Here is a 23,562-nt window from a genome sequence, read left to right as displayed (position 1 = left end):
TTTCGTTTTTGTAGAATCGCTCATCCAATCTAACACCGAAATACGCTCTTTAAAAGCATCGATTACGTTAGCAATCATTAATTCAGCTTTTGCTTTTGCTTCTGGCGGAAACTTAGCATCAACATATAACTGCCCCAAGGCTTCACCAACAGTACCGTTTACGGTTGCCAATGCACGCTCATCTGCGGCACGTTGTTCTTTTGCACCTCTTAGGTATTTACTGTAGAACTCCCAGTTTGCGCTTTCTATATCAGTCGTTAATCTACCTGCTGCGCTATTAAAGGTATCCCATTTAACCAACGTTTTAATATCCTCGATCGGAGTAGTTTTTAAGAACTTGTCCAAAGCTTCGGTATATCTTAATTGAGTAACCAAAAGCGTATCAAACTTTTTAGTAATTCCTAAATCGGAGATAAGTTTTTCAATATCAATAGTAGACATCATCTTATCAACCTCAGCAATAGTTCTAGGGTTGTTGTAATTTCTAGCATCTCTACGCTCTACCTTATTTAAACGTGGCTCCGCTAATTGTGTTTCTAAAGCAAGGATTTTATCGGCAGCTTTCGTTGCTTCAGCTTCAGAATCACCTAATCTTTGTAGCATTTTAGATACGTGTTTTTTGTATTCTTCACGTATTTCAATAGACTTCTCATCTTCTTCTAAATAGAAATCACGATCAGGTAAACCTAATCCGTTAGCACCTAAATAGACAGCATTCATGCTACTGTTATTTAAATCAGCCCCAGCACCAATATTTAAGAAAGGAGAAGACACAGCTGCATTAGTTGCCAATACTGTTTGTAGGTCTTTTAAATTCTTTATACCGGCAATAGCATCAAATGCAGATTTCAACGGAGCAATACCTGCTTTGTTTCTAGCGGCAGTATCTAACTTTGTGTCAAAAATTGCCAAAGCTTTTGCCTGATCAGTATCTGCAGCATAGTTTCCGCTTTCTTTCGCAGTTGCCAATATTTTCAATACATCGTCATCAGTAGATTTACGAAGTACGCTGAAACCGCCCCAACTTGTTCTATCATCAGGTATTTCAGTAAACTTCATCCAATTACCATTAACGTAATTATAGAAATCTGACTTAGGGTTTTGAGTAGTATCCATGTTCGTTAGAACAATACCCGGAATCTTTTCTACTTCTGCAGTGGGTTTAGCCTCCTCTTTACATGAAGCTAGAGCTACCAAACCGGCAGCTAGAAAATAAATTTTTTTCATTTGTGAGTTAATTTTAAACGTATCGTTCTATAAGACGTTCGTTTTAAGTTTTGTTACAAAAATAACAGGATTTTATTTCAAACGCGTTTACTTCACTATCAATTTAGTCGTTAACATTTGAAAATAAACTGTTTACAAATTTAAAAATCATTCTAAAAACATGATAAAATCTTGTTAACTCAATGAAAGTACCACTTTACTCATTCTCTATTTTATAAGACTGACATCCATTATATTTTAGAAGCATAGATATAAAACCATAACAATATGAAAAGCACATTAACAATTTTCGTAAAAGAACCTTGCAAAGAAAAATTTAGTAATTTTAGTAAAACAGAGAAAGGAGGTTTTTGCCAAAGCTGTGAAAAAGAGGTTATTGATTTTACCAATTTCTCAGACAACGAGCTTATCAATTATTTAAACCATGGTAATAAAAAAGCCTGTGGAATGTTCAAGGCATCACAATTAAAAACATATGAAACCAACTCCCTACACACTATGAATAATTCTATATTACCTAAAGGAATTGCTATGATGGGTTTTTCTTTATTGGCACTTTGTACCAGTGAAGTTAAAGGTCAAAAAACTGCACCTATAGAATCACCAATTGAAGTGGTTTCCACAGCTGTAATGGGTGATATCTCATATGTTGAAACTGTTCAAGAAAAATATATGCTGACCGGAACCATACTTGATGAAAACAATGAGCCGTTACCAGGCGTAAATGTAGTATTGAAAGGAACTACAGTAGGTACACAGACAGATTTTGACGGTAGGTTTAAATTCCCACAACAATTAGCTGTAAATGACATTTTAGTACTTAGTTTTATTGGGTACGAAACCAAAACATATAAAGTAGCCGCAAGTGCAAATTCTAACATAGACATTAATATAACATTTGATGAATATGATATGGTTTTAATGGGAGATATCGTAATTGAAGGTACTTACTCAAGTAAAAGAAACATTTTTCAGAAAATAGGAGATATTTTCAAAAAATGAGAATTTCCTTTCTATTAATCACGCTCTTATTTTCGATACCGAGCTTTGCTCAACGCTCAGATTTTCAAGAAATTGATTTTACAAAAGCGGACAGCATCGCTCTTTATTATAAAGATGCCAGCCTAAAAAACTTACCGGTTCTCGCTCATAATTTAACCGCATCATTAAAAACAGATGTTGAAAAATTTAGGGCAATATATACCTGGATCAGTTCTAACATAGCCAATGATTATTCTTCATATGTAAAAATCAGCAATAAAAGAAAGCGATTTGCAAAAGACCGTGAAGCCTTTTTAGATTGGAACAGGAATATTACCCCTAAAGTCTTCAAAAGTTTATTAGAAGACAAAAAAACTGCCTGTACGGGTTACGCTTATTTAGTGAAAGAAATGGCAAACCTTGCAGGGTTTGCATGTGATATTGTTGATGGTTACGGACGTACACCTACTCTATTATTAAAAGAAGATAGTGCACCCAATCATTCTTGGAACAGGGTACAAATAAATGATAAATGGTATCTGTGTGATGCTACCTGGTCTGCGGGAGAAACTATTGTTGTAAACGGCACACCATTTTTTGAATCAGATTATTTCGATGGCTATTTTTTAGCGGATCCAGTGCTGTTTGCAAAAAATCATTTCCCTATCGATAAAGAAAGTGATCAAAGTTTAAAAACCGATGCCTTTAAAGCCTACGTGGAAGGACCGGTTATTTATAAAGAAGCATTTTTAGCGCCAATTATTCCGGTTGTCCCAACGGTAATGCACAATACTATTACAAAAGGAACATCCGTAACATTTAAATTACAAGTACCAAAAGAAATTGATCAAGACATTCAATTACTATTGAACAAAGGAGGTAGTCAAAAAATCGGAAATCCGAATGTGATAAAAAAAGCAAGTGAAGTAAGCCTAACACAAACCTTTGAAAAGAAGGGATTGTATGACGTTCATATTTCAGTTGACGAACAACTGATTGCCACCTATGTCATTAAAGTAAAATAATATTATTCTGGCGGATATTTACTAAATATTTTATCAACTTCAGCTTGAAGTTTTTCTGATTTTTCTTGAGGTGTATCACCTTCACGAAACGGACTTTCACTAATGGCTTGCCAAATAAGCATGTCTTTATTGCTATCTACAAAATCTAGCTGTAACTGCCTTGTCATTTTTGGACCGCCTACGGGAATACCAATGGATACTCCGCCTCCAATACCACGGTTACCACCACCAAGTCCCACACCAACATTACTGCCACTAGCTTGTTCTCTGTAAACAGAGCTTTTAATGTTAATGAACATATCTGGTTCTTCTGCGAACATGAAACCTTTTTCGCCTAAGGTAGCATCTAAGGCATCCATCAATCTTTTTTCATCTAATTCACTTAAACCTGTTTCCATATCACCAAAATAGTTATAGGTAGAATAGGCTGTAAAATCGGTTTGATCATCATAATCATAACTAACCTTAGCTGCTCCGCAAGAGGTTAAAACAATGAATACAACACTTAAAAGGAAAATTCTCATAACAATGTATTTTCTTAAAATTAAAGAAAATAAAAGATTATTATATGATTTCATCAAGGTATTCGACTAAGCGTTCTAGAGAAGACTATAAATAGCTCTATTCTTTCTTATCAACAGATGTTGTCAGAGCAGAGGATATTATTCCTGTAGGAATAGCTACTATTCCCAAGCCAATCATTAAAATAAAAAAAGTAAAAACTTTACCACCTACGGTAACAGGGTAAACATCTCCATAACCAACAGTCGTAAGTGTGACAATAGCCCACCAAAGACTGTCGAAAATAGATGCAAAATGTTCAGGCTGGGCATCATGTTCAAAATAATATATACCTACTGATGAAAAATATACCAATATTAAAGTGACGATTAAGAATAAAATTATTTCTTCTTTTGCCGTGGCAATTGCAATTGTAAAACGCTTAATGGCTTTATTATAGCGCATAAGTTTTAGAATACGGAACAATCTTAAAAACCGCAAAGCACGAAGCGACCTTAGATCAACACCTAAAGCTAAGTAAAATGGTAATATTGCCAAGAAGTCAATTATTCCGAAAAAACTAAATATAAATTTAATTTTTTTATCGGATACATAGATTCGTAGTACATATTCTATGGTGAAGACGACTACACAAAAAACCTCGATTATTTTTAAAATTTTACGAGTTCCCGGTTCTAAGTCAGGTACCGTTTCATAAGAAAATGATATAATAGATAAAAAAATTAATGCCTGTATGAAATAGGCAAATACCCTACTTTTTCTATTATCATTAATTTCAACAATATTTTTAAGATACTGTTTCATTAATAATTATTCTGCATTAAGCATTGCCCAAAGCTTATCTTTCAATTCTAAGATACCCATTTGCGCAACAGATGATATGAACATGAAAGGAATTCCTTTTAAATCTTTGTTCAACTCTTCTCTCATTTCATCCATTAGCTCTTCATCCAGCATATCGCTTTTAGAGATACAAATAAGACGTTCTTTATCTAACAACTCCGGGTTGTAACGACGTAATTCATCCAATAAAATCTCATATTCCTTGCTAATATCCTTACTATCCGCAGGAATTAAAAACAACAAATTGGCATTACGTTCTATATGTCTTAAAAAGTAGTGACCTAAACCTTTACCTTCTGCGGCACCTTCTATAATACCAGGTATATCTGCCATTACAAAACTCTTAAAATCTCGGTATTCAACAATTCCCAAATTCGGTTTCAAGGTTGTAAACTCGTAATCTGCAATTTTAGGTTTTGCAGAGGTTATAACCGATAACAAAGTAGACTTACCGGCATTAGGGAAACCTACTAGACCAACATCTGCCAATACTTTAAGTTCTAGCAAAAACTCACCTTCAAGACCGTCCATACCAGGTTGTGCATATCTAGGTGTTTGGTTAGTTGACGTTCTAAAATGCCAGTTACCACGACCACCCATACCACCTTTAAGCAGAATTCTCTCTTCACCATGTTCGGTGATTTCAAAAAGTACTTCTTTGGTCTCAAAATCTTTAACTACAGTACCTAACGGCACATCTAAATACACATCTTCACCATCTGCACCGGTACTACGGCTTTTACTACCGTGTGCACCATGACCGGCTTTAAAATGTTTCTTGTATTTAAAATTGATCAGGGTCCATAGATTTTCGTTTCCACGAACAATTATATGTCCGCCACGACCACCATCACCACCATCAGGACCACCTTTGGTAATAAATTTTTCACGGTGCAAATGCACAGATCCCTTGCCTCCTTTACCAGAAGTCAAACCCACTTTTACGTAGTCTACAAAATTACCTTCGGTCATTTTTATTCTTTCAGTTCAAATAATTACATCAAACAAATTGACGTAAAAATTAGATATTATTTTAAGCCTTCGATTACTTCGGTTAGGCGTTCGGTAATCTCAGTAATTGAGCCAATACCGTTAACACTATGAAACTTACCTTGCGCCTCATAAAACTCTTTTACAGGAGTAGTTTTAGCATTGTACTCATCAAAACGATTTCTAATCTTAGCTACATCCTGATCATCAGTTCTTCCACTAACTTTACCTCTCTCTAAAAGACGATCAATTAAAATTTCGTCATTTGCCTCTAAAGCAATAGTTGCGTTGATGCCCATATCTTTAGACTCCAAGAAATTATCTAGAGCTTCTGCCTGTGCAGCCGTTCTTGGAAATCCGTCAAAAATAAAGCCGTCAGCATCGGCATTTTTATCTACCTCTTCTTGCAACATCTTTATTGTAACCTCATCTGGTACAAGTTCTCCTTTATCAATATATGATTTGGCCAAAGTGCCTAACTCGGTTCCGTTTTTGATGTTGAATCTAAAAACATCTCCCGTAGAAATATGCTTTAAATTATATTTCTCTTTTAAGAATTGTGCTTGTGTGCCCTTGCCGGCTCCTGGCTTACCAAAGAGTACAAGATTAATCATATGTTTCTGGTTTAATTGGTATACTTCTTTTAAATTTCTTCCTTGTTCTTTATAGTCTAGACCGTACCCAACGATAAAATTATCGGGTATGGCCAAACCAAAATAGTCAATGGCATATTCGCCCCTGTACACATCTGGCTTATAAAAAAGACTGGCTATTTTAAATTCCTTGACCTTTGTCTTAGAAAATAAATGTACCAACTTCTGCAAGGTACGCCCTGTATCAATAATATCTTCTAAAATAATGACACTGCGCCCTTCAATATTTTCAGGTACATCTAATAACGTTTCTACAATACCCGTAGATGTTAAACCTTGGTAAGAACTAAGTCTTACAAAAGAAACTTCACAGGGGTGTTGGTAGGCTTTCATTAAATCTGAAACGAACATAAAAGATCCGTTCAACACACCAACAAAAATGGGTGTTTCATCTTTATAATCTATAGCAATCTTATCTGCAACCGTTTTTACTGCCTGCAAAATTTCAGATTCGCTCAGATAAGGTTTAAAAAACTTGTCGTGGATTTGTATCAATTTTCATAAATTATCAAGGTTGGCAAAGATAAGCTATTGCCTTGTGTTTTTGAATAGAAAGGAATTGGTTTCTAAGATTTAACCGTATTTTTGTAGTACTTAAGGCGTTTTTTCAACTGCCAAAAGCAACAATTATATGGATTATTTTTCTTCAGGTTTTAAATTAGGCATTTTAGGTGGTGGTCAACTAGGTAAAATGATGTTGTACGAAACACGAAAATGGGATATTTACACTAAAGTTTTAGACAGTTCTTCAGAAGCACCAAGTAGAATGTCATGTAACGAATTTGTTCAAGGCAGCCTATTGGATTTTGATACAGTTTACAATTTTGGAAAAGATATAGATGTCTTGACCATTGAAATTGAAAACGTAAATCTTGATGCGCTAGAGAAGTTAGAGGATGAAGGCGTAAAAGTATATCCACAGCCAAAGGCCTTACGCATTATACAAAATAAGGCGAAACAAAAATTATTCTATGTAGATAATGAAATACCTACAGCAGATTTTCATCGTTTTGCATACTCAAGCGAGATAAAAGATAGTATAAACAACGGAGGTCTACAATTTCCTTTTGTCTGGAAAGTAGCCCAGTTCGGTTATGACGGGCAAGGAGTTAAAGTGGTTAGAACCATGACAGATTTAGAAGGATTACCAGCCGGTGAATGCATTGCAGAAACCATGATACCTTTTAAAAACGAATTAGCCGTTATTGTATCTAGAAATGCTGAGGGAGAAATTAAAACCTACCCAGTTGTGGAAATGGAGTTTCACCCGGAAGCCAACCAGGTTGAATATGTAATCTGTCCGGCACGTATTGATGATGAAGTAGCTAAAAAAGCAAGAGCTTTGGCATTGAAAGTAGCAGATAAGATAGGGCTTACAGGATTGCTAGCCGTAGAAATGTTCCAAACTGAAGATGACAAAATATTGGTGAATGAGGTAGCGCCAAGACCACACAATAGCGGGCATTATAGCATAGAAGCCAGTTACACCAACCAATTTGAACAGCACATACGCAGTATTCTAGGCTTGCCATTAGGCAATACCGATAGTAAAGTGGCAGGTGTAATGGTTAATTTAGTTGGCGCAGAGAATCATACAGGCGATGTGGTTTATAAAAATATAGAAGAAATTTTAGCGATGGAAAATGTTACTCCGCATATATACGGAAAGGCACAAACAAGACCATTTCGAAAAATGGGGCATGTTACTATCGTAAATAATGATTTAGCAAAAGCAAGAGCCATTGCCGAAAAAGTAAAGGAAACAATTCAAGTGATTTCAAAATAAAAAACATGAGTAAAGTAGCCGTAGTAATGGGTAGTACAAGTGACATGCCCGTAATGCAAGATGCCATAGATATTTTAAAAGGTTTTGATATAGAGGTAGATGTAGATATTGTATCTGCGCATAGAACACCAGAAAAATTATTCGATTTCAGCAAAAATGCACACACCAACGGATATTCGGTAATTATTGCCGGCGCAGGAGGTGCTGCACATTTACCAGGTATGGTCGCTTCTATGTCACCCTTACCTGTTATTGGCGTACCGGTAAAAAGTAGTAATTCTATTGATGGATGGGATTCTGTTCTTTCTATTCTTCAAATGCCAGGTGGCGTACCGGTTGCAACCGTTGCCCTTAACGGCGCAAAAAATGCAGGAATACTTGCCGCACAGATTATTGGCAGTTCAGACAAATGTGTTTTAGACAAGATGATTTTATACAAAGAAGGTTTAAAGCAAAAAGTAATAGATGGCGCAAAGGCTGTAAACGGTAAATAGTCATCTTCAAGAAATCTCAATACTCAAATCTAATTTCTCAATACTAGAAATATGAATCCATTATTATCCCCATTCGATACCGCTCCTTTTTCCCAAATTAAAAATGAGCATTTTAAGCCTGCATTTTTACAATCTATAGAAGATGCACGAGCAGAAATAGACGCTATTACTCATAATACGGAAGCACCTACTTTTGAAAACACGATAGAAGCCTTAGAATTCTCAGGTCAGCAATTAGACCGAATCTCTAGTGTGTTTTTCAATTTAAACTCAGCTGAAACCAATGAAGAGATTCAGAAAATTGCACAAGAAATTTCTCCGCTATTATCTGAATTTGGAAATGACATTACTTTAAATGAAGATTTGTTCAAGAGAGTAAAAGCAGTTTATGACCAAAAGGATGGTTTGAACCTTACTGTTGAGCAAAGCACTCTTTTGGATAAGAAATACAAGAGTTTTAGTAGAAACGGGGCTAATTTATCTGAAGATAAAAAAACTCGTTTACGTGAGATAGATGCCAAACTTGCTAAGTTAAAATTGACTTTTGGCGAGAATGTACTTGCCGAAACCAATAAATACCAATTGCACCTTACGGATGAAGCAGATGTAGGCGGATTGCCAGAAGGCGAAAAAGAAGCTGCTGCACAGTTGGCAATCTCCAAAGGCAAGGAAGATGGCTGGATGATTACTTTGGATTACCCTAGCTATATCCCCTTCATGAAATACGCTAAAAACCGTGCATTACGTAAAGAGCTTTCATTAGCGTTTGGTAGTAAGGCTTTTCATAATGACGAATTGGACAACCAAGAAAACGTTTTGGAAATAGCCAAATTACGTTTTGAAAGAGCCAACCTATTAGGCTATAAAACGCATGCCGATTTTGTATTGGAAGAGCGTATGGCAGAAACTCCTGAAAAAGTGCATTCTTTCTTAAATGAACTTTTAGAAAAAGCAAAGCCAGCTGCAGAACGTGAGTTTAAGCAATTAGAAGATTTTGCAAAAAAACTTGACAACATTGACCGCTTAGAGAAATGGGACAGCAGCTATTACTCTGAGAAATTAAAACAAGAATTATTCAACTTAGATGATGAAAAGTTGAAGCCTTATTTTAAACTTGAAAATGTAATAAACGGTGTTTTTAAAGTAGCTGAAAACTTATTCGATTTACAGTTTGAAGAAATTCATGACATTGAAAAATATCATGACGAGGTTAAGACATATAAAGTGTACGATGCCGATAAAAACTTTATCTCATTGTTCTATGCAGATTTTCACCCTAGATCAGGAAAAAGAGGTGGCGCATGGATGACTTCCTTTAAAAGCCAATGGAAACGTAATGGCGAAAATGTACGTCCGCACATATCAAACGTTTGCAACTTTACACCATCAACAAAAAGCAAACCTTCATTATTAACTTTTAATGAAGTAACAACTTTATTCCATGAATTTGGTCATGGTTTACATGGTATGCTGGCAAATACCACCTACCCTAGCCTTTCTGGGACATCTGTTTTTTGGGATTTTGTAGAATTACCTAGTCAGGTTTTAGAAAACTGGTGTTACGAAAAAGAAGCATTAGAACTGTTCGCAAAGCATTACGAAACCGGGGAAACCATACCTATGGAACTGGTTGAAAAAATAAAGGAATCAGCAACCTTTCAAGAAGGTATGCAAACCTTACGACAGTTAAGTTTTGGATTATTGGATATGTCTTGGCACGGTGTTGACCCAACTGGCATTACCAGTGTAAAAGCACACGAAGACGAAGCATTTAAAGATACTAGTCTTTACCCAGCAACTCCAGAAACTTGTATGAGCACTGCATTTTCCCATATATTTCAAGGAGGATACTCTTCTGGTTACTACAGCTACAAATGGGCAGAAGTGCTAGATGCAGATGCCTTTTCCTACTTCAAAGAAGAAGGTATTTTCAACAAAGAAGTAGCAACTAAATTCAAGGACAATGTATTGTCACAAGGTGGCACAGAAAATCCAATGACACTTTACAAAAGATTTAGAGGCGCAGAACCAAAGGTTGAAGCATTATTGGAGCGAGCTGGATTATTACAATCATAATTTTTAAGCCAAACGGCTAAAGAACAAAAGAAGGGAGTTGATGTAGACCAACTCCCTTCTTTATTTAAAATACTACGTATTTAAACCTAATAATAGCTGTGGTAAAACACCTAATATCAATTTAGTACAAATGATAAGCATCTATATAATTAGATACTATATTTAAACGCTTTACATATTCTGGAACAGACCCCATTATTAGCTTCTCTTTACCTTCAAATATTATGATCCCGTCTAGGTCTATTACCTCAACGCTCAATAAATCTTCACTTTTTGTTACCTTAATGTGACTAACTTTATTATTGTAATCATTAGTGGTTAGTAAAATAGTACCCGAAATTAATTTACCTCTTTTCAAAACAGCTTTATACTGCTCTTTTCCTTCCATATCATAACGAATAATCTCTCCATCTAAATAAGAACTTTTCGTTTGATATTTTAGACGCATTAAAGCAGAATCTTCATAATAGGCTATAGTTTCATTTTCCTCTCCATTAATATAAGTACTCACGTTCTTACCATTTTCCCCATAAGAAATTCGCTTGGTTAACACTCCGTCCACATAGGTCTCTTCATTTATTTTACCCTTCGAATACATATTTAATAATACCGTACCGTTATACGGTTTACCACCCTTATACTCAACCTTAGACATTAATTTACCTTCCTCATCATAAAAGATTACATCACCATGCAAAGCTCCCTCGTTATAATTTTCGGTCTTTTTTAACGCACCGTAATAATTGTAGTAATTGAATACACCTTCTTTCTTATCATTAACATATTGACCCTCTTCAGCTATTTTACCACTATAATCATACTTTACATAGTCCCCATTTCGCTCTCCTTTGTCTATAGTATATTTAGCTTTATCAACACCGTCGTACGCTATACCTTTCCAAGGTTTTTGATTGACATATTCAACACTACCTAAAAGTTCACCCGTTTTATCACTATAAAAAGACTCACAACAATTGATATCAAATTCATGAATTAAAATTGGCATTTTTTCATAATAATCTACATTTGTTTGCATTTCAAATCTTTTGGATGTTATAAGCACACCATCTACATAATTCTCAAACAAACGAATTTCATTCGTATCCCGAAAAAATTCATAATGTTTACCATCCTTATTTGAATAATCATAAACACCCAGTTCTTTACCATTCTCAGCATAAAAAACACCCTTTACTTCTTTATAATTTTCATAGGTAATATCACTCTGTAATTGACCATTACTATAAAAGTGAATTTCTCTTATTTTATCGTAACCACTTTTACCATACTCTTCAATTTTTTTAAAAGTTTCATAGGTCTCCTTACCTACCAAACGTTTTCGAAAGTCTGTTCGCCTTACTAAAACACCTTCTTTGAACTCATTCATACCCAATACTTCTCCACTCTCTGCACCTAAAGTAAAACGCTTACCTTGCCAAGGGGTGCCATATCCGTTTTTAAAATTTACTTGAAGCTCTCCCAATACATTGCCTTCAATATCATAATACACCTCTTTTGTCTTCGTAATTCTCTTTAAGGGTTTCTGAGTATCTCTATAAAAAACGATTTCTTCTACCAACTCGCCATCTTTATATACAATAGTATGATAAGGTGTGGTTTCGGCACCATTAAACGGAAGGCTGTTTTTAAACTCCATCCTATGCACTTCTTTGCCGTTACCATCATAATTAACTTGTAGCACTTTAAAGCCATTTTCGTATTTAGCAATTCCTGTCTCCTTACCATTGGTACTGAACATTTGCTCTTCAATAATTTTTCCGTCAGAATAGGTGCTGACCGATCTTATTGCCTCACTTAAATCATTAACGTTACTTTGATGAAAACTAATTAAATCGCCATCTACCGGATTTAAATACTCTCCGTTTAACTGGAATTCAATTTCCCCTAGAAGTTTACCTCTTTTATCGTAATATTCTTTTGACCATTTCTCATCACTTTTAACCTTTTCACGAATTTGTCCATTAGCATAATACCACGCATTAGTAAGTACATGACCGTATGGCATATAGTTGACTTTTTGAATTCGCATTGGATCATAATAGTAATAAACCTCTAACCCTTTAATATAACCACTAGAAAGCAACTTACGCTCCCCTATCAAATCACCCTTATCATCATAATATTTAGAAAGGTAATTCCCTTTTTTTGCCGTACTATAATTTTCATAGCGTATACCATTAATGTCAACGGCAAAATAGACTTGTAGCAAAGAATCACCTTTTTTCTCTTGATAAAAATGACCTTCTCCATAATTAGAAACCATAGCTCCAGAAATAAAGCTTCCATCCTTATATTGACCCACAATCCTTTTATCGCCTTCATAAGAAATGTATTCACCATTTAATCTGTTATTAGCATATGTGCCTTGCTGGTATATTTTTCCATTCTCATCATACCAACTAACAACACCCTCCCATACATCTTTTTGATTACTAGACGACGTACCCCTCATCTGAATATTACCATTTATATAATAATCTTCAACTTTATACAAGTTCCCTATTTTTTCAACTTTAGGTCTAAAAAATGAAGCCTCTTCCTTAGAAACAACCTTCCATTTGGCATCATAAAAAATAGTATCGTTTTGAGAAAAAATCGTTTGTACATTCAAGAAAAAGCAAATACATACAAACAGAGAAATACGAAGCTTTAAAATAGTGCCGATCTTAAGGTTGTTTTTAAATTTGGACATAGAAATGTTTAACAGATTATTTATATAAATTCAAGCCATCTAAATTAGCGGTTTGTATTTGAATACAAAAAACGCTTTAGAGTAAAATTTGTTATATCAAAATCACAAAACTTCCTTTCCATAAAGCTAATTTTACATTCCCGCACCTAAAGCATTACAAATTCTAAAAACATACTATATATCAAATATTTAATAATTACCTTGTAGCTGTATAGCTACAAAAATATCCATTTAAAACACCTTTAAAGAATGAGTAACGAGAACACTCTTTCGCATACAAACCAACCTTTAGGAACTATTAATAAAGAGCCAAAATTGGGCATGTTTCAGTTCGATATAAAATCAAACTTATTTGAGTGGAACACTGTCTTAAAAGAGATTCATGAGGTACCGTTAAGTTTCACTCCCAATGATAAAAATTGTTATGGAAACTGCAAGGATGATGCTTTAAAAAACCAAATTTTTAAAGCACATAGAGAGGCTATAGTGAATGGCATTCCATTTGAAATGCATTATGAAGTTTTAACGGCAAAGGGCAATTCTCGACATTTACAAGTCACAGCCCAGCCCATTATAGCTAAAGGGCAATGCACCAGCATATACGGAGTAGTTAAAGACCTTAATCAAGGTACTACAAACCTAGAAGTACTTCAACTAGAACATCAATTAAATTATGCCGAAAAAACAGCGAAATCCGGCTCCTGGAATTGGAATGTGGTCACAGGGGAATTAAAATGGTCTGATAATTTTTACTCAATTTTCAATCACGATAAAAATTGCCCAATATCAAAAGAAATATATCTAAGTTATGTTCACCAAGATGATAAAGATGTTATAACCGCTAAATTTGATTTAGCACTAAAGACCAAAAGTTTTCCAGAATCTAATTACAAAATACAATTAAAAGACGGGACCATTAAAACACTTTGTTCAGCGGGCAAAGTAATATCAAACGAAAAAGGTGAGGTAGTGACCATGTTGGGAACCTGTCAAGATATTACGGAAAATATTGCCACAAAACAGAGACTTTCACAGGCTAACCAACAAATAAAATTAACTGAAAAAATAATTGAAGTAGGGTCTTGGCAGTTAGATTTATGCAAAAATGAATTTAGATGGACAGACAATCTCTATAGAATATTTGAAATAGAGCTTGGTACAAAAATGAGTTTTGAAGCATTACAAAACTATGTACACCCAGATGACTTAGATTATCTAAAAGATAAATTCAATGAACTTTTAATTAATAAACAATCTCATTCATTCATACATAGAATACAACTAGAGAACGGCAAAATTAAAACTTTAAAAATAATATCGGATGCTGTTACAGATACTAAGGGCAATGTTGCATTACTTATAGGCACTACACAAGATATATCCAATAAAATAAGTAGAGAACTTGAGCTAACACAAACCAACCAACAATTAAGCTTAACAGAGAAAACTACAAAGGCAGGCACATGGTCATGGAATCCTGATACCGGTATGTTTAAGTGGTCAGAAAATCTATATGAGATTATGGATTTCGACAAGAACATTCCCATGAATTTTGAGGTATTGTATACCCGCATACACCCCGAAGACAAACATATTGTAGATAATTCTATGCAATTGGTACAAGATACTGGGTTAAAACACACCTTTACTCACCGGATCATAATTAATGACGGTAGTATTAGAACTTTAGAAATTGTTGCAGATATTGTTTCTAACAAAGCTAATAACCAACCTGAGTTTATTGGTACTGCTCGCGACATTACAAGTACATTAAATATAGCCCAAGAATTAAACGAAAAAGACGAACTACTAAATTTCACCGAACATCTTACCACCATGGGTTATTGGAGGTATAAACCAAGTATTAATAATGTTTCATGGTCAGACAACTTGTTCAATATCTTTGAACAACCTAAAATAGACAAGTTAACTTTTGAAACTTTTTTTGATAAAATACACCCTGACGACAAATGCTTTGTAAATGAAAGAGTAGCTCTGTCTATAAAAGACAATAAATTTTACGATTTCACTGCTAGAATTGTTCTTAAATATAATGAGATAAGAGTAATTCAAATTATCGGCAAGGTTACGGTAAACAAAACAGACGGTTTGCAAGAATTATTAGGTGTGTGCCTAGATATCACAGAAAGTCACACCAAAGACTTAGAGCTATCTGAAAAAAATTACCGCTTAAATGTTGCCGAAACAATGGCAATGATCGGTTATTGGCAATGGAACACGTCAACAAATGAAGTTGTTTGGTCAGATAACTTACACTCTATTTACGGTCATAAAAAAGGTGCTCCTATAACCTTTGAAACTTATATCAATTATATTCACGAAGAAGACCGTGAGCGCATAGTTAACTCACTAAAAAGCGCAATGCGAGATGGCGATTTTCCAGAATCTACCTATAGAATTCAGTTAAAAAACGGAACAATCAAAACAATTAAATCTTTGGGCAAAATTATACGTAATAGCCAAGGTGAAGTTTTAGAAATGACCGGTGTTTGCCAAGATATCACGGAAGAAAAAATCAAAGAATTAGCGCTTCTTCAAAAAAACAAACAACTGAACATAGCAGAGCAAATGGCCATGTTAGGTTCTTGGGAATGGAAGCCTAAAAAAAATGTTTGTAAATGGTCAGACAATTTGTACAGAATCTATGGTTATGAAATAGGATCGGAAATAACTATAGATAGAGCACTTGCAAGTGTTTATGAACCTGACCTCAATAGAATACAAACAGTGATTAAAGAAATATTTGAAGGTATAGAACATAAACGTAGTACCTACCGAATAATATCAAGTAATGGAGAAATTAAAACCCTAGAAGTTAGGCGAGAAATCACCAAAGATAAAGATGGTAATATTGAAATTATAGGCTCTACACAAGACATCACCAATTCAATCAAAGCCAAACAATTAATACAAGAAAAAAACCATTTACTATCGGTATCTGAAGAAATGGCAATAATGGGATCTTGGAAATGGAACCCTAATACAGAAGTTTCAACATGGTCAGATAATCTTTATAAAATTTTTGGCATTGACTTAAATACCCAAATAAATGTTGAACTGTTCTTATCTAAAGTACACCCAGATGATGCTGATAGGGTAAGTCAACATATTAAAAATATTCTTGAAACCCACACAAGAGGCAAAATCTTATCATTTCGTATCATAAAAGATAAAGGGGATATACGCTCTTTAGAATTGGTCTGCGAAATTATTGAAGATAAAAATGGAAATATTATTGAATTAATTGGCACAACACAAGACGTTACGGCAAAAATACAAACGCAAGAAAAAATAAAAGAAAAAAACCAATTATTGTCTTATGCAGAAGAAATTGCCATGATGGGTTCATGGCACTATGATATACTTTCCAATACATTAAAATGGTCAGATAATCTTTATAAAATTTATGGATTAAAAGTCAACGCCCCTATGAGTATGAAAATCTTTTACTCTAAAATACACCCAGAGGATTTAGAACATGTAAAAGATCAGGTTAAAAAATGTGTAGAAGGAGATGATAGTATTAAGTCCATATTTTTTCGGATAATTTTAAAAGACGGCACTATTCTTTCCATAGAGTCAATAGCTGAAGCTACAAAAAACTACGCTGGAGAAGTAGTAGAAGTTGCCGGTACGGCCCAAAATATCACTGAGCGTTTAAAAATAGAAAAAGACCTACTAGAAAAAAACCAGCTATTGAATTTTGCTGAGCAATTATCAAGTATAGGTTATTGGAAATGGGACATTATACAAGATGTGATGGATAAATCTGAAAACTTGATGAAAATTCTAGATTTTGAACAAGGAACAAAACCAGACTTTAACACCTACCTAGAAAGAGTGCACCCTGCAGATCGTAAAAAAGTAATTGATATAAGTCAGAAAATTATTGACACAAAAAAATTTGACACATTTCATCATAGAATCATAAAGAATGATAAGTCTTTAAGAACAATTAAAATCATTGGCGAGGTTATTTTAGATATTGAAGGTAACGTTATTGAACTAATAGGATCAAGCCAAGATATTACAGAACAGATAGAAGCCCAACAAAAAATATTGGACACCAATAGAAGTTTAGAAAAATCAACGGTTACCTTAACCTCGAAAAACAAGCAACTAGCTGAATTTAATCATATTACTTCTCATAATTTACGCTCTCCGGTCAGCAATTTAAACGCTCTTTTAAATCTTTATAACAAAACGGATGATAACAATAGGAAGTTAGAAATTTTTCAAAAATTTGAAATTGTTGTAGAACATTTATCAGACACACTTAATGCCTTAATCGAGACCATAACTATTAAGCATAGTGCTACTATTATTAAAGAAGAACTTTCTTTTGAACAAACACTTCATAAAACAAAGCAAATTTTAGCTGCTGAATTAATAGAAACAGGAGGACGTATCACTTGTGATTTTACAAAAGCAAAAAATGTAAAATATAATCCTGTTTATTTAGAGAGTATTTTTCTTAATTTAGTTAGTAATTCCATAAAGTATAGGTCACCCGATAAAATACCTGAAATTTTTATATCTTCAGAAATGGTAAATGGCAGAGTACTTTTAGAGTTCAAGGATAATGGATTAGGAATAGATATGAAAATGTACGGACAAAAAATATTTGGTCTTAACAAAGTTTTCCATAAACATCCAGAAGCAAGAGGCCTCGGATTATTTTTAACAAAGGCACAAATATTATCTATGGGCGGTTCCATCTCTGTAGATAGTGAAGTTAACAATGGAACAACATTTTATATCACTTTAAACTAACTAAGATGGACAATAACATTAAAGTTTGTGTAATTGACGATGACGAAGTTTTTCAATACACCATATTCCACACTTTGGAGGCACATACATCTGTAGCTAAAATTATTCCATTTACGGATGGCGCAGAAGCAATGAGTTTCTTTAACGAAAACATAGATGATCATATTGAATTACCCGACATTGTTTTTCTAGATGTAAATATGCCGGTTATGGACGGATATAGATTTATGGATGAATACATAAAAATTATACCTAAAATATCTAAAAAAATTACAATTTACATATTGTCGTCTTCTGTAGACTTAGTAGATTTTGAAAAAACGAAAATGATAAAAGAAGTATCTGATTATATTGTTAAACCAATAAGAGATAATCAATTGACCAAAATTCTGGCTGAAACTTAAAGACTTGATTATCAGTTAATTTATTCGCTATTTTTTATTCTTTAGAAAAAGCATCATAACCACCTTCTAAGTTAACCACATTTTTAAAACCGAGTTCAGCTAACCTTTCTTGAGATTTTAAACTTCTACCTCCTTTTTTACAGTACACATAGATTTTTTTATTTCTATCAATATGCACCATCTTTTGGTTGAATTGTTCTGAAAGCCAGTCTATGTTTACTGCTCCATCTATATAACCTGCATCAAACTCTGCTGGTGTCCTAACATCAATCAATAATTCTACAGCTCCATTAAAGCCGGTAAACTCTGAAATATGTTTTGACTCTATTTGTCCTATTACAAATTGAGTAGATAACAACATAAAAATTAACAAAATCTTCATAGCTTAGTGTTTATAATCAAAAATAGACATAATAGATAAAATTCAATTACTTTTGAAACGCAGAATAAAAAATGGAAACAAACAATCTTAATCCAGACAAATGGGTTGATCTTTACGCAGATTACCTATTCAATTATGCCGTTACAAGGGTAAGTGATGCAGAAATTGCAAAAGATCTTGTGCAAGACACCTTTATTGCAGGACTAAAATCTGCTAAAAACTTTAAAGGTGATGCCGCAGAACGCACATGGTTAATTGCTATTTTAAAACGAAAGGTCATTGACCACTATCGTAAAATAAATTCTAAAAAAGGAAAAGCAGAGGTTCGCATGAGTTATAGCTCACAGACCGATACAGAAGGAGATTGGATAGAAGAGCGTATAGCAGACCCTAACAGTAATTTTGAAAACGATACATTAGAAAATGAAGAATTAGGTCTAGCTATTCAAAACTGCATCTCAAAATTACCAAAAAAACAAGCTCAAGTATTCACCATGAAAACTATTGAAGGAATGGAAACTGAAGATATTTGTAATGCTTTAGGTATTAATGCGTCTAACCTTTGGGTAATGATACATAGAGCCAGAACTGGCTTAATGGGTTGTTTAAATCAAAATTGGTTTTAGTTATGATGATTTCATGTGAAAAGGCAGCAAATATTTGCAATAAGGCTCAATACGAAGAAGCTTCTCGTTGGGATAAAATAAAATTAAAATTTCACTTACTTATGTGTAAAACCTGTGCAAAGCACAGTAAAGACAACACTAAGTTAACTTCTCTTTGCAACCAAGCAAGGTTAGCTGTTTTAAGTGATGAAGAAAAGAAGAAGATGAAAGAAAATTTTTCTAAAGCGAAATAGTATACCTCGTACTGATTACAAAAAGCAACCACCAAAATAACGGTATTGCCTCCACCCAAAAAGAAGAAAAATATTTCTTTTGACTTAATTCCGTTTTATATAGCATTAAAATTAATAGTGAAAACAAAATTGTTTTAACCACTAGATGGGTGACATCCAAATCTGTTTTTAAAAATGTCGCTGCATAAAAAAGAATTGACCAACTATAGCCTATCATTTTTGTTCCTTTCACCCCTATTCTTTGAGGTAACGTTTTAAGTGCGCTACTGTCGTATTTCAAATCCCTGATTTCAAAGGGTGCTAATAGTATCAGAACAAATAGAAATCGCTGTACCGCTTCGATTTTTACATTCCAAGAGATTTCATCTAAAACAGAAATAGCTGGCAGCACCACAGTAGTACCTGCCCAAACTGCAGCTACAATTAAAATTTTCAATCCGCTGAAACTTCTAAAATTTTTGTGCTTTGGCAGTACAGGTAAAGCATAAAGTCCGGTAATTCCCGCTAAGACAAGCAGACCAACAAAAACCCTTTCCGACAGAAAAAATAATTGATAGCCAGCAACTAAGAGACATCCAAAACTAAAAAATTGAATGTTTTTATGATAGGTATTGGCTACAAGAATATATTTCTCTGCCTCTACTCCAAATTTTACGAAATTATAGCAACTAATAGAGCCAAAAAAAATAAAAAAATAGAGTTCTACAGGCACGTTTATGTTTAATGTAAGTGCCGTAACATGAACCAAACTAAATATAGCCAAAGCCACATGAATACTAGCATCTAGGTAAAAATCAAAAATCTTTTTGATCAAGGTCATTAAACAAAAGTAGTTAAAGTGTTTATAACCTTTTGTTTTGGTTAAAAACTTTCAAGATATGAGTATCATACAGCACTAATTTAAACACATAAAAGTGGTAATTTTACACCTTATATAACAATAGTATCTATGAAGACTGACGTGTTTGCTTTGCGCCATATCGGCATTAGGGAAGAAGATTTTAATACCATGTTCAACACGGTAGGTGTTGAAAATCTGGAACAGCTTATTTATGAGACCATACCAGAACATATTCGACTACAAGAGCCCTTACAACTAGACCCTCCAATGAGTGAGCACAAGTTTCTTGCGCACACAGAGGCTTTATCCAAAAAAAATAAAGTTTTTAGAACGTATATTGGCTTAGGGTATCATGAAAGTTTGATTCCGTCAGTTATAAAAAGAAACATTCTTGAGAACCCGGGCTGGTACACTGCTTATACACCGTACCAGGCTGAAATAGCACAAGGTAGATTAGAGGCACTTTTAAACTTCCAAACCATTGTTTCAGACCTCACAGGTATGAAATTGGCAAATGCTTCTTTACTTGACGAAAGTACGGCAGCTGCAGAAGCTATGACCATGCTTTTTGATGTTAGAAGTCGTGCACAGAAAAAGAGTGCTATTGTAAAATTCTTTGTTTCAGAAGAGATATTACCACAAACATTATCGCTATTAAAAACACGTTCTATCCCTTTAGGAATTGAATTGGTTATAGGCAACCATGAAGAATTCGACTTCAGTTCAGATTTTTATGGCGCTTTATTACAGTATCCTGGAAAATACGGCCAGGTATATGATTATGCCGGCTTTGTAGCTAAAGCAAAAGATAATGACATTAAGGTGGCAGTAGCTGCCGATATTATGAGCCTGGTATTATTAACACCACCAGGAGATTTTGGTGTAGATGTAGTTGTTGGTACCACTCAACGTTTTGGTATTCCGTTAGGTTATGGTGGACCTCACGCTGCGTTCTTTGCTACTAAAGAAGAATTTAAAAGAAATATTCCCGGTAGAATAATCGGTGTAACAAAAGATACTGACGGTAAGCCTGCTTTAAGAATGGCATTACAGACCAGAGAGCAGCATATAAAGAGAGATAAAGCAACATCTAACATTTGTACCGCACAGGTATTACTTGCTGTAATGGCAGGTATGTACGGCGTATATCATGGACCGAAAGGATTAAAATACATCGCATCAAAAATTAATGCCACTGCAGTTACTTTGGTTGATGCTCTTGAGAATTTAGGCATTTATCAAATCAACTCTGCTTATTTTGATACGATAACGGTAAAGGCAGATGCTAAAAAAATACGCACAGTAGCTGAAGCAAATGAAGTAAACTTCTACTATATAGACAATGATACCATTTCTATTGCGGTTAATGAAGCTACTTCTTTAAAGGATTTAAACCAGATTATATCCATATTTGCCGAGGCACTTGGCAAAACAGCTTCAGAAACCACAAGTTTATTAAATACTACTTCTATACCTAGCAACGTACAACGTACAAGTGCTTTTATGGAGAACAAAGTCTTTAATTCATATCATTCAGAGACTGAGTTAATGCGCTACATAAAAAAGTTGGAACGCAAAGATCTTGCTTTAAACCATAGTATGATTTCTTTAGGCAGTTGTACCATGAAATTAAATGCAGCTAGTGAAATGCTGCCTTTAAGCTCATCTAACTGGGGTAATATTCACCCATTTGTACCGGTAGATCAAGCGGAAGGATACCAAACAATATTAAGAGAGCTTGCAAAAGACCTTTCTGTTATTACAGGCTTTGCGGACACTTCATTACAACCAAATTCTGGTGCGCAAGGTGAGTATGCCGGATTGATGGTTATTAGAGCATATCATGAATCTAGAGGGGAATCTCATAGAAATATATGCTTGATTCCTTCATCTGCGCACGGTACCAATCCCGCATCTGCAGTAATGGCAGGTATGAAAGTTGTGGTTACCAAAACCGATGAAAAAGGAAATATTGATGTTGCAGACCTTGAAGAAAAAGCAAAACTACATTCAGATAACTTAGCTGCACTCATGGTAACATACCCATCTACACATGGTGTATTTGAGTCTTCCATTAAACAGATTACAAAATTAATTCACGATCACGGCGGACAAGTTTATATGGATGGCGCCAACATGAATGCTCAAGTTGGCTTAACAAACCCTGCAACTATTGGCGCAGATGTCTGTCACTTGAACCTTCACAAAACTTTTGCCATACCTCATGGTGGTGGCGGTCCTGGTGTTGGCCCAATATGTGTAGCTCCACAATTAGTACCGTTTTTACCTAGTAACCCGGTAATAACAACTGGTGGCGAAGAAGCTATTACGGCTATTTCTGCCGCACCTTGGGGAAGCTCTTTGGTTTGCCTTATTTCTTACGGATATATTAAAATGCTGGGAGAGCAAGGCTTGACCCAATCTACAAAAATTGCAATTCTTAATGCCAATTATATAAAGCATAAACTTGAAGGTAAGTTCGATGTTCTTTATACAGGAGAAAAAGGAAGAGCGGCTCATGAAATGATTTTGGACTGCAGACCTTTCAAGAAAAATGGTATTGAGGTTACAGATATTGCAAAACGACTTATGGATTATGGCTTTCACGCACCTACTGTATCTTTTCCTGTAGCAGGAACCGTTATGATAGAGCCTACCGAAAGTGAGAATTTAGCAGAATTAGATAGGTTCTGTGATGCCATGTCATCTATTCGTGCAGAAATTGACGAATCAAATATTGATGAGCCAAATAACGTGCTAAAAAATGCGCCACACACTTTAGAAATGGCTACGACAGATGATTGGGAATTTCCATACTCAAGACAAAAAGCGACTTTTCCATTACCATACATAGCTGAAAATAAATTTTGGCCATCTGTACGTAGAGTTGATGATGCATATGGAGACCGTAATTTAATTTGTACGTGCGCACCTATTGAAGCGTATATGGAAACTGAATAACAGCTACAAAC

18 protein-coding genes are annotated in these 23,562 nt (G+C 34.6%); 10 read left to right on the top strand and 8 right to left on the bottom strand.

Going from position 1 to position 23,562, the window contains the following annotated elements; genetic code table 11:
• Positions 1-1,227 (bottom strand): M13 family metallopeptidase N-terminal domain-containing protein (locus tag ABJI11_RS17210; RefSeq protein WP_348355042.1); only part of this gene is annotated, 1,227 nt, incomplete at its 3' end.
• A 267-nt stretch (positions 1,228-1,494) separates the two neighbouring features.
• Here ABJI11_RS17210 and ABJI11_RS17205 point away from each other — a divergent pair.
• Both ABJI11_RS17205 and ABJI11_RS17200 read left to right on the top strand, forming a co-directional pair.
• Positions 1,495-2,229: a carboxypeptidase-like regulatory domain-containing protein gene (locus ABJI11_RS17205; RefSeq protein WP_348355040.1), complete on the top strand. Its 735-nt coding sequence runs from the start codon at positions 1,495-1,497 to the stop codon at positions 2,227-2,229.
• Complete coding sequence (locus ABJI11_RS17200) at positions 2,226-3,233, top strand: transglutaminase domain-containing protein (protein ID WP_348355037.1); 1,008 nt, start codon at positions 2,226-2,228, stop codon at positions 3,231-3,233. Before ABJI11_RS17205 ends, ABJI11_RS17200 begins: the two co-directional genes overlap by 4 nt.
• A 2-nt stretch (positions 3,234-3,235) precedes the next feature.
• Here the strand turns inward: ABJI11_RS17200 and ABJI11_RS17195 are convergent, their stop codons facing one another.
• The 4 genes from ABJI11_RS17195 to ABJI11_RS17180 form a co-directional block, all read right to left on the bottom strand.
• On the bottom strand, positions 3,236-3,757 hold the full coding sequence (locus ABJI11_RS17195; protein WP_348355034.1) for a DUF4136 domain-containing protein: 522 nt from the start codon (positions 3,755-3,757) through the stop codon (positions 3,236-3,238).
• A 97-nt stretch (positions 3,758-3,854) separates the two neighbouring features.
• Positions 3,855-4,559: an ion transporter gene (locus ABJI11_RS17190; RefSeq protein WP_348355031.1), complete on the bottom strand. Its 705-nt coding sequence runs from the start codon at positions 4,557-4,559 to the stop codon at positions 3,855-3,857.
• Positions 4,560-4,565: 6 nt separating this feature from the next.
• Positions 4,566-5,570, bottom strand: a complete 1,005-nt coding sequence (gene obgE, locus ABJI11_RS17185) for a GTPase ObgE (protein ID WP_348355028.1) — start codon at positions 5,568-5,570, stop codon at positions 4,566-4,568.
• 56 nt (positions 5,571-5,626) lie between these two features.
• The gene (locus ABJI11_RS17180; RefSeq protein WP_348355025.1) at positions 5,627-6,736 is read right to left on the bottom strand and encodes an adenylate kinase; all 1,110 of its coding nucleotides are present in this window, start codon (positions 6,734-6,736) and stop codon (positions 5,627-5,629) included.
• A gap of 136 nt (positions 6,737-6,872) precedes the next feature.
• On the opposite strand from ABJI11_RS17180, the gene ABJI11_RS17175 reads away from it, so the two are divergent.
• From ABJI11_RS17175 to ABJI11_RS17165, 3 genes are read left to right on the top strand one after another with little or no spacing between them, the layout of a single operon-like run.
• Complete coding sequence (locus tag ABJI11_RS17175) at positions 6,873-8,027, top strand: 5-(carboxyamino)imidazole ribonucleotide synthase (RefSeq protein ID WP_348355022.1); 1,155 nt, start codon at positions 6,873-6,875, stop codon at positions 8,025-8,027.
• Positions 8,028-8,032: 5 nt separating this feature from the next.
• The gene (gene purE / locus ABJI11_RS17170) at positions 8,033-8,521 is read left to right on the top strand and encodes a 5-(carboxyamino)imidazole ribonucleotide mutase (protein ID WP_348355019.1); all 489 of its coding nucleotides are present in this window, start codon (positions 8,033-8,035) and stop codon (positions 8,519-8,521) included.
• 51 nt (positions 8,522-8,572) lie between these two features.
• Positions 8,573-10,597: a M3 family metallopeptidase gene (locus ABJI11_RS17165; protein ID WP_348355016.1), complete on the top strand. Its 2,025-nt coding sequence runs from the start codon at positions 8,573-8,575 to the stop codon at positions 10,595-10,597.
• A gap of 121 nt (positions 10,598-10,718) precedes the next feature.
• Here ABJI11_RS17165 and ABJI11_RS17160 read toward each other — a convergent pair whose 3' ends face one another.
• A complete protein-coding gene (locus ABJI11_RS17160) occupies positions 10,719-13,310 on the bottom strand; it encodes a hypothetical protein (RefSeq protein ID WP_348355013.1) in 2,592 nt (863 codons plus the stop codon).
• 249 nt (positions 13,311-13,559) lie between these two features.
• On the opposite strand from ABJI11_RS17160, the gene ABJI11_RS17155 reads away from it, so the two are divergent.
• Entirely contained in the window at positions 13,560-18,104 is a 4,545-nt protein-coding gene (locus ABJI11_RS17155; protein WP_348355010.1) for a PAS domain-containing protein, read from the top strand.
• A 5-nt stretch (positions 18,105-18,109) separates the two neighbouring features.
• Positions 18,110-18,508, top strand: a complete 399-nt coding sequence (locus ABJI11_RS17150; RefSeq protein ID WP_348355007.1) for a response regulator — start codon at positions 18,110-18,112, stop codon at positions 18,506-18,508.
• A gap of 34 nt (positions 18,509-18,542) precedes the next feature.
• Here the strand turns inward: ABJI11_RS17150 and ABJI11_RS17145 are convergent, their stop codons facing one another.
• Entirely contained in the window at positions 18,543-18,890 is a 348-nt protein-coding gene (locus ABJI11_RS17145; RefSeq protein ID WP_348355004.1) for a rhodanese-like domain-containing protein, read from the bottom strand.
• A gap of 71 nt (positions 18,891-18,961) precedes the next feature.
• Between ABJI11_RS17145 and ABJI11_RS17140 the strand changes: the two genes are divergently transcribed.
• Entirely contained in the window at positions 18,962-19,516 is a 555-nt protein-coding gene (locus ABJI11_RS17140) for a sigma-70 family RNA polymerase sigma factor (protein WP_348355001.1), read from the top strand.
• A gap of 2 nt (positions 19,517-19,518) precedes the next feature.
• Positions 19,519-19,749: a hypothetical protein gene (locus tag ABJI11_RS17135; protein ID WP_348354998.1), complete on the top strand. Its 231-nt coding sequence runs from the start codon at positions 19,519-19,521 to the stop codon at positions 19,747-19,749.
• On the opposite strand, the gene ABJI11_RS17130 is transcribed toward ABJI11_RS17135, so the two are convergent.
• Complete coding sequence (locus tag ABJI11_RS17130) at positions 19,736-20,569, bottom strand: hypothetical protein (RefSeq protein WP_348354995.1); 834 nt, start codon at positions 20,567-20,569, stop codon at positions 19,736-19,738. The genes ABJI11_RS17135 and ABJI11_RS17130 overlap by 14 nt on opposite strands.
• A gap of 129 nt (positions 20,570-20,698) precedes the next feature.
• On the opposite strand from ABJI11_RS17130, the gene gcvP reads away from it, so the two are divergent.
• On the top strand, positions 20,699-23,551 hold the full coding sequence (gene gcvP / locus ABJI11_RS17125) for an aminomethyl-transferring glycine dehydrogenase (protein ID WP_348354992.1): 2,853 nt from the start codon (positions 20,699-20,701) through the stop codon (positions 23,549-23,551).
• Positions 23,552-23,562 lie beyond the last annotated feature (11 nt).

Origin of the sequence: Maribacter sp., from assembly GCF_039968975.1 — a bacterium.
Taxonomy (GTDB): Bacteria; Bacteroidota; Bacteroidia; order Flavobacteriales; family Flavobacteriaceae; genus Maribacter.
This window is presented reverse-complemented; position numbering and strand designations above follow the sequence as displayed.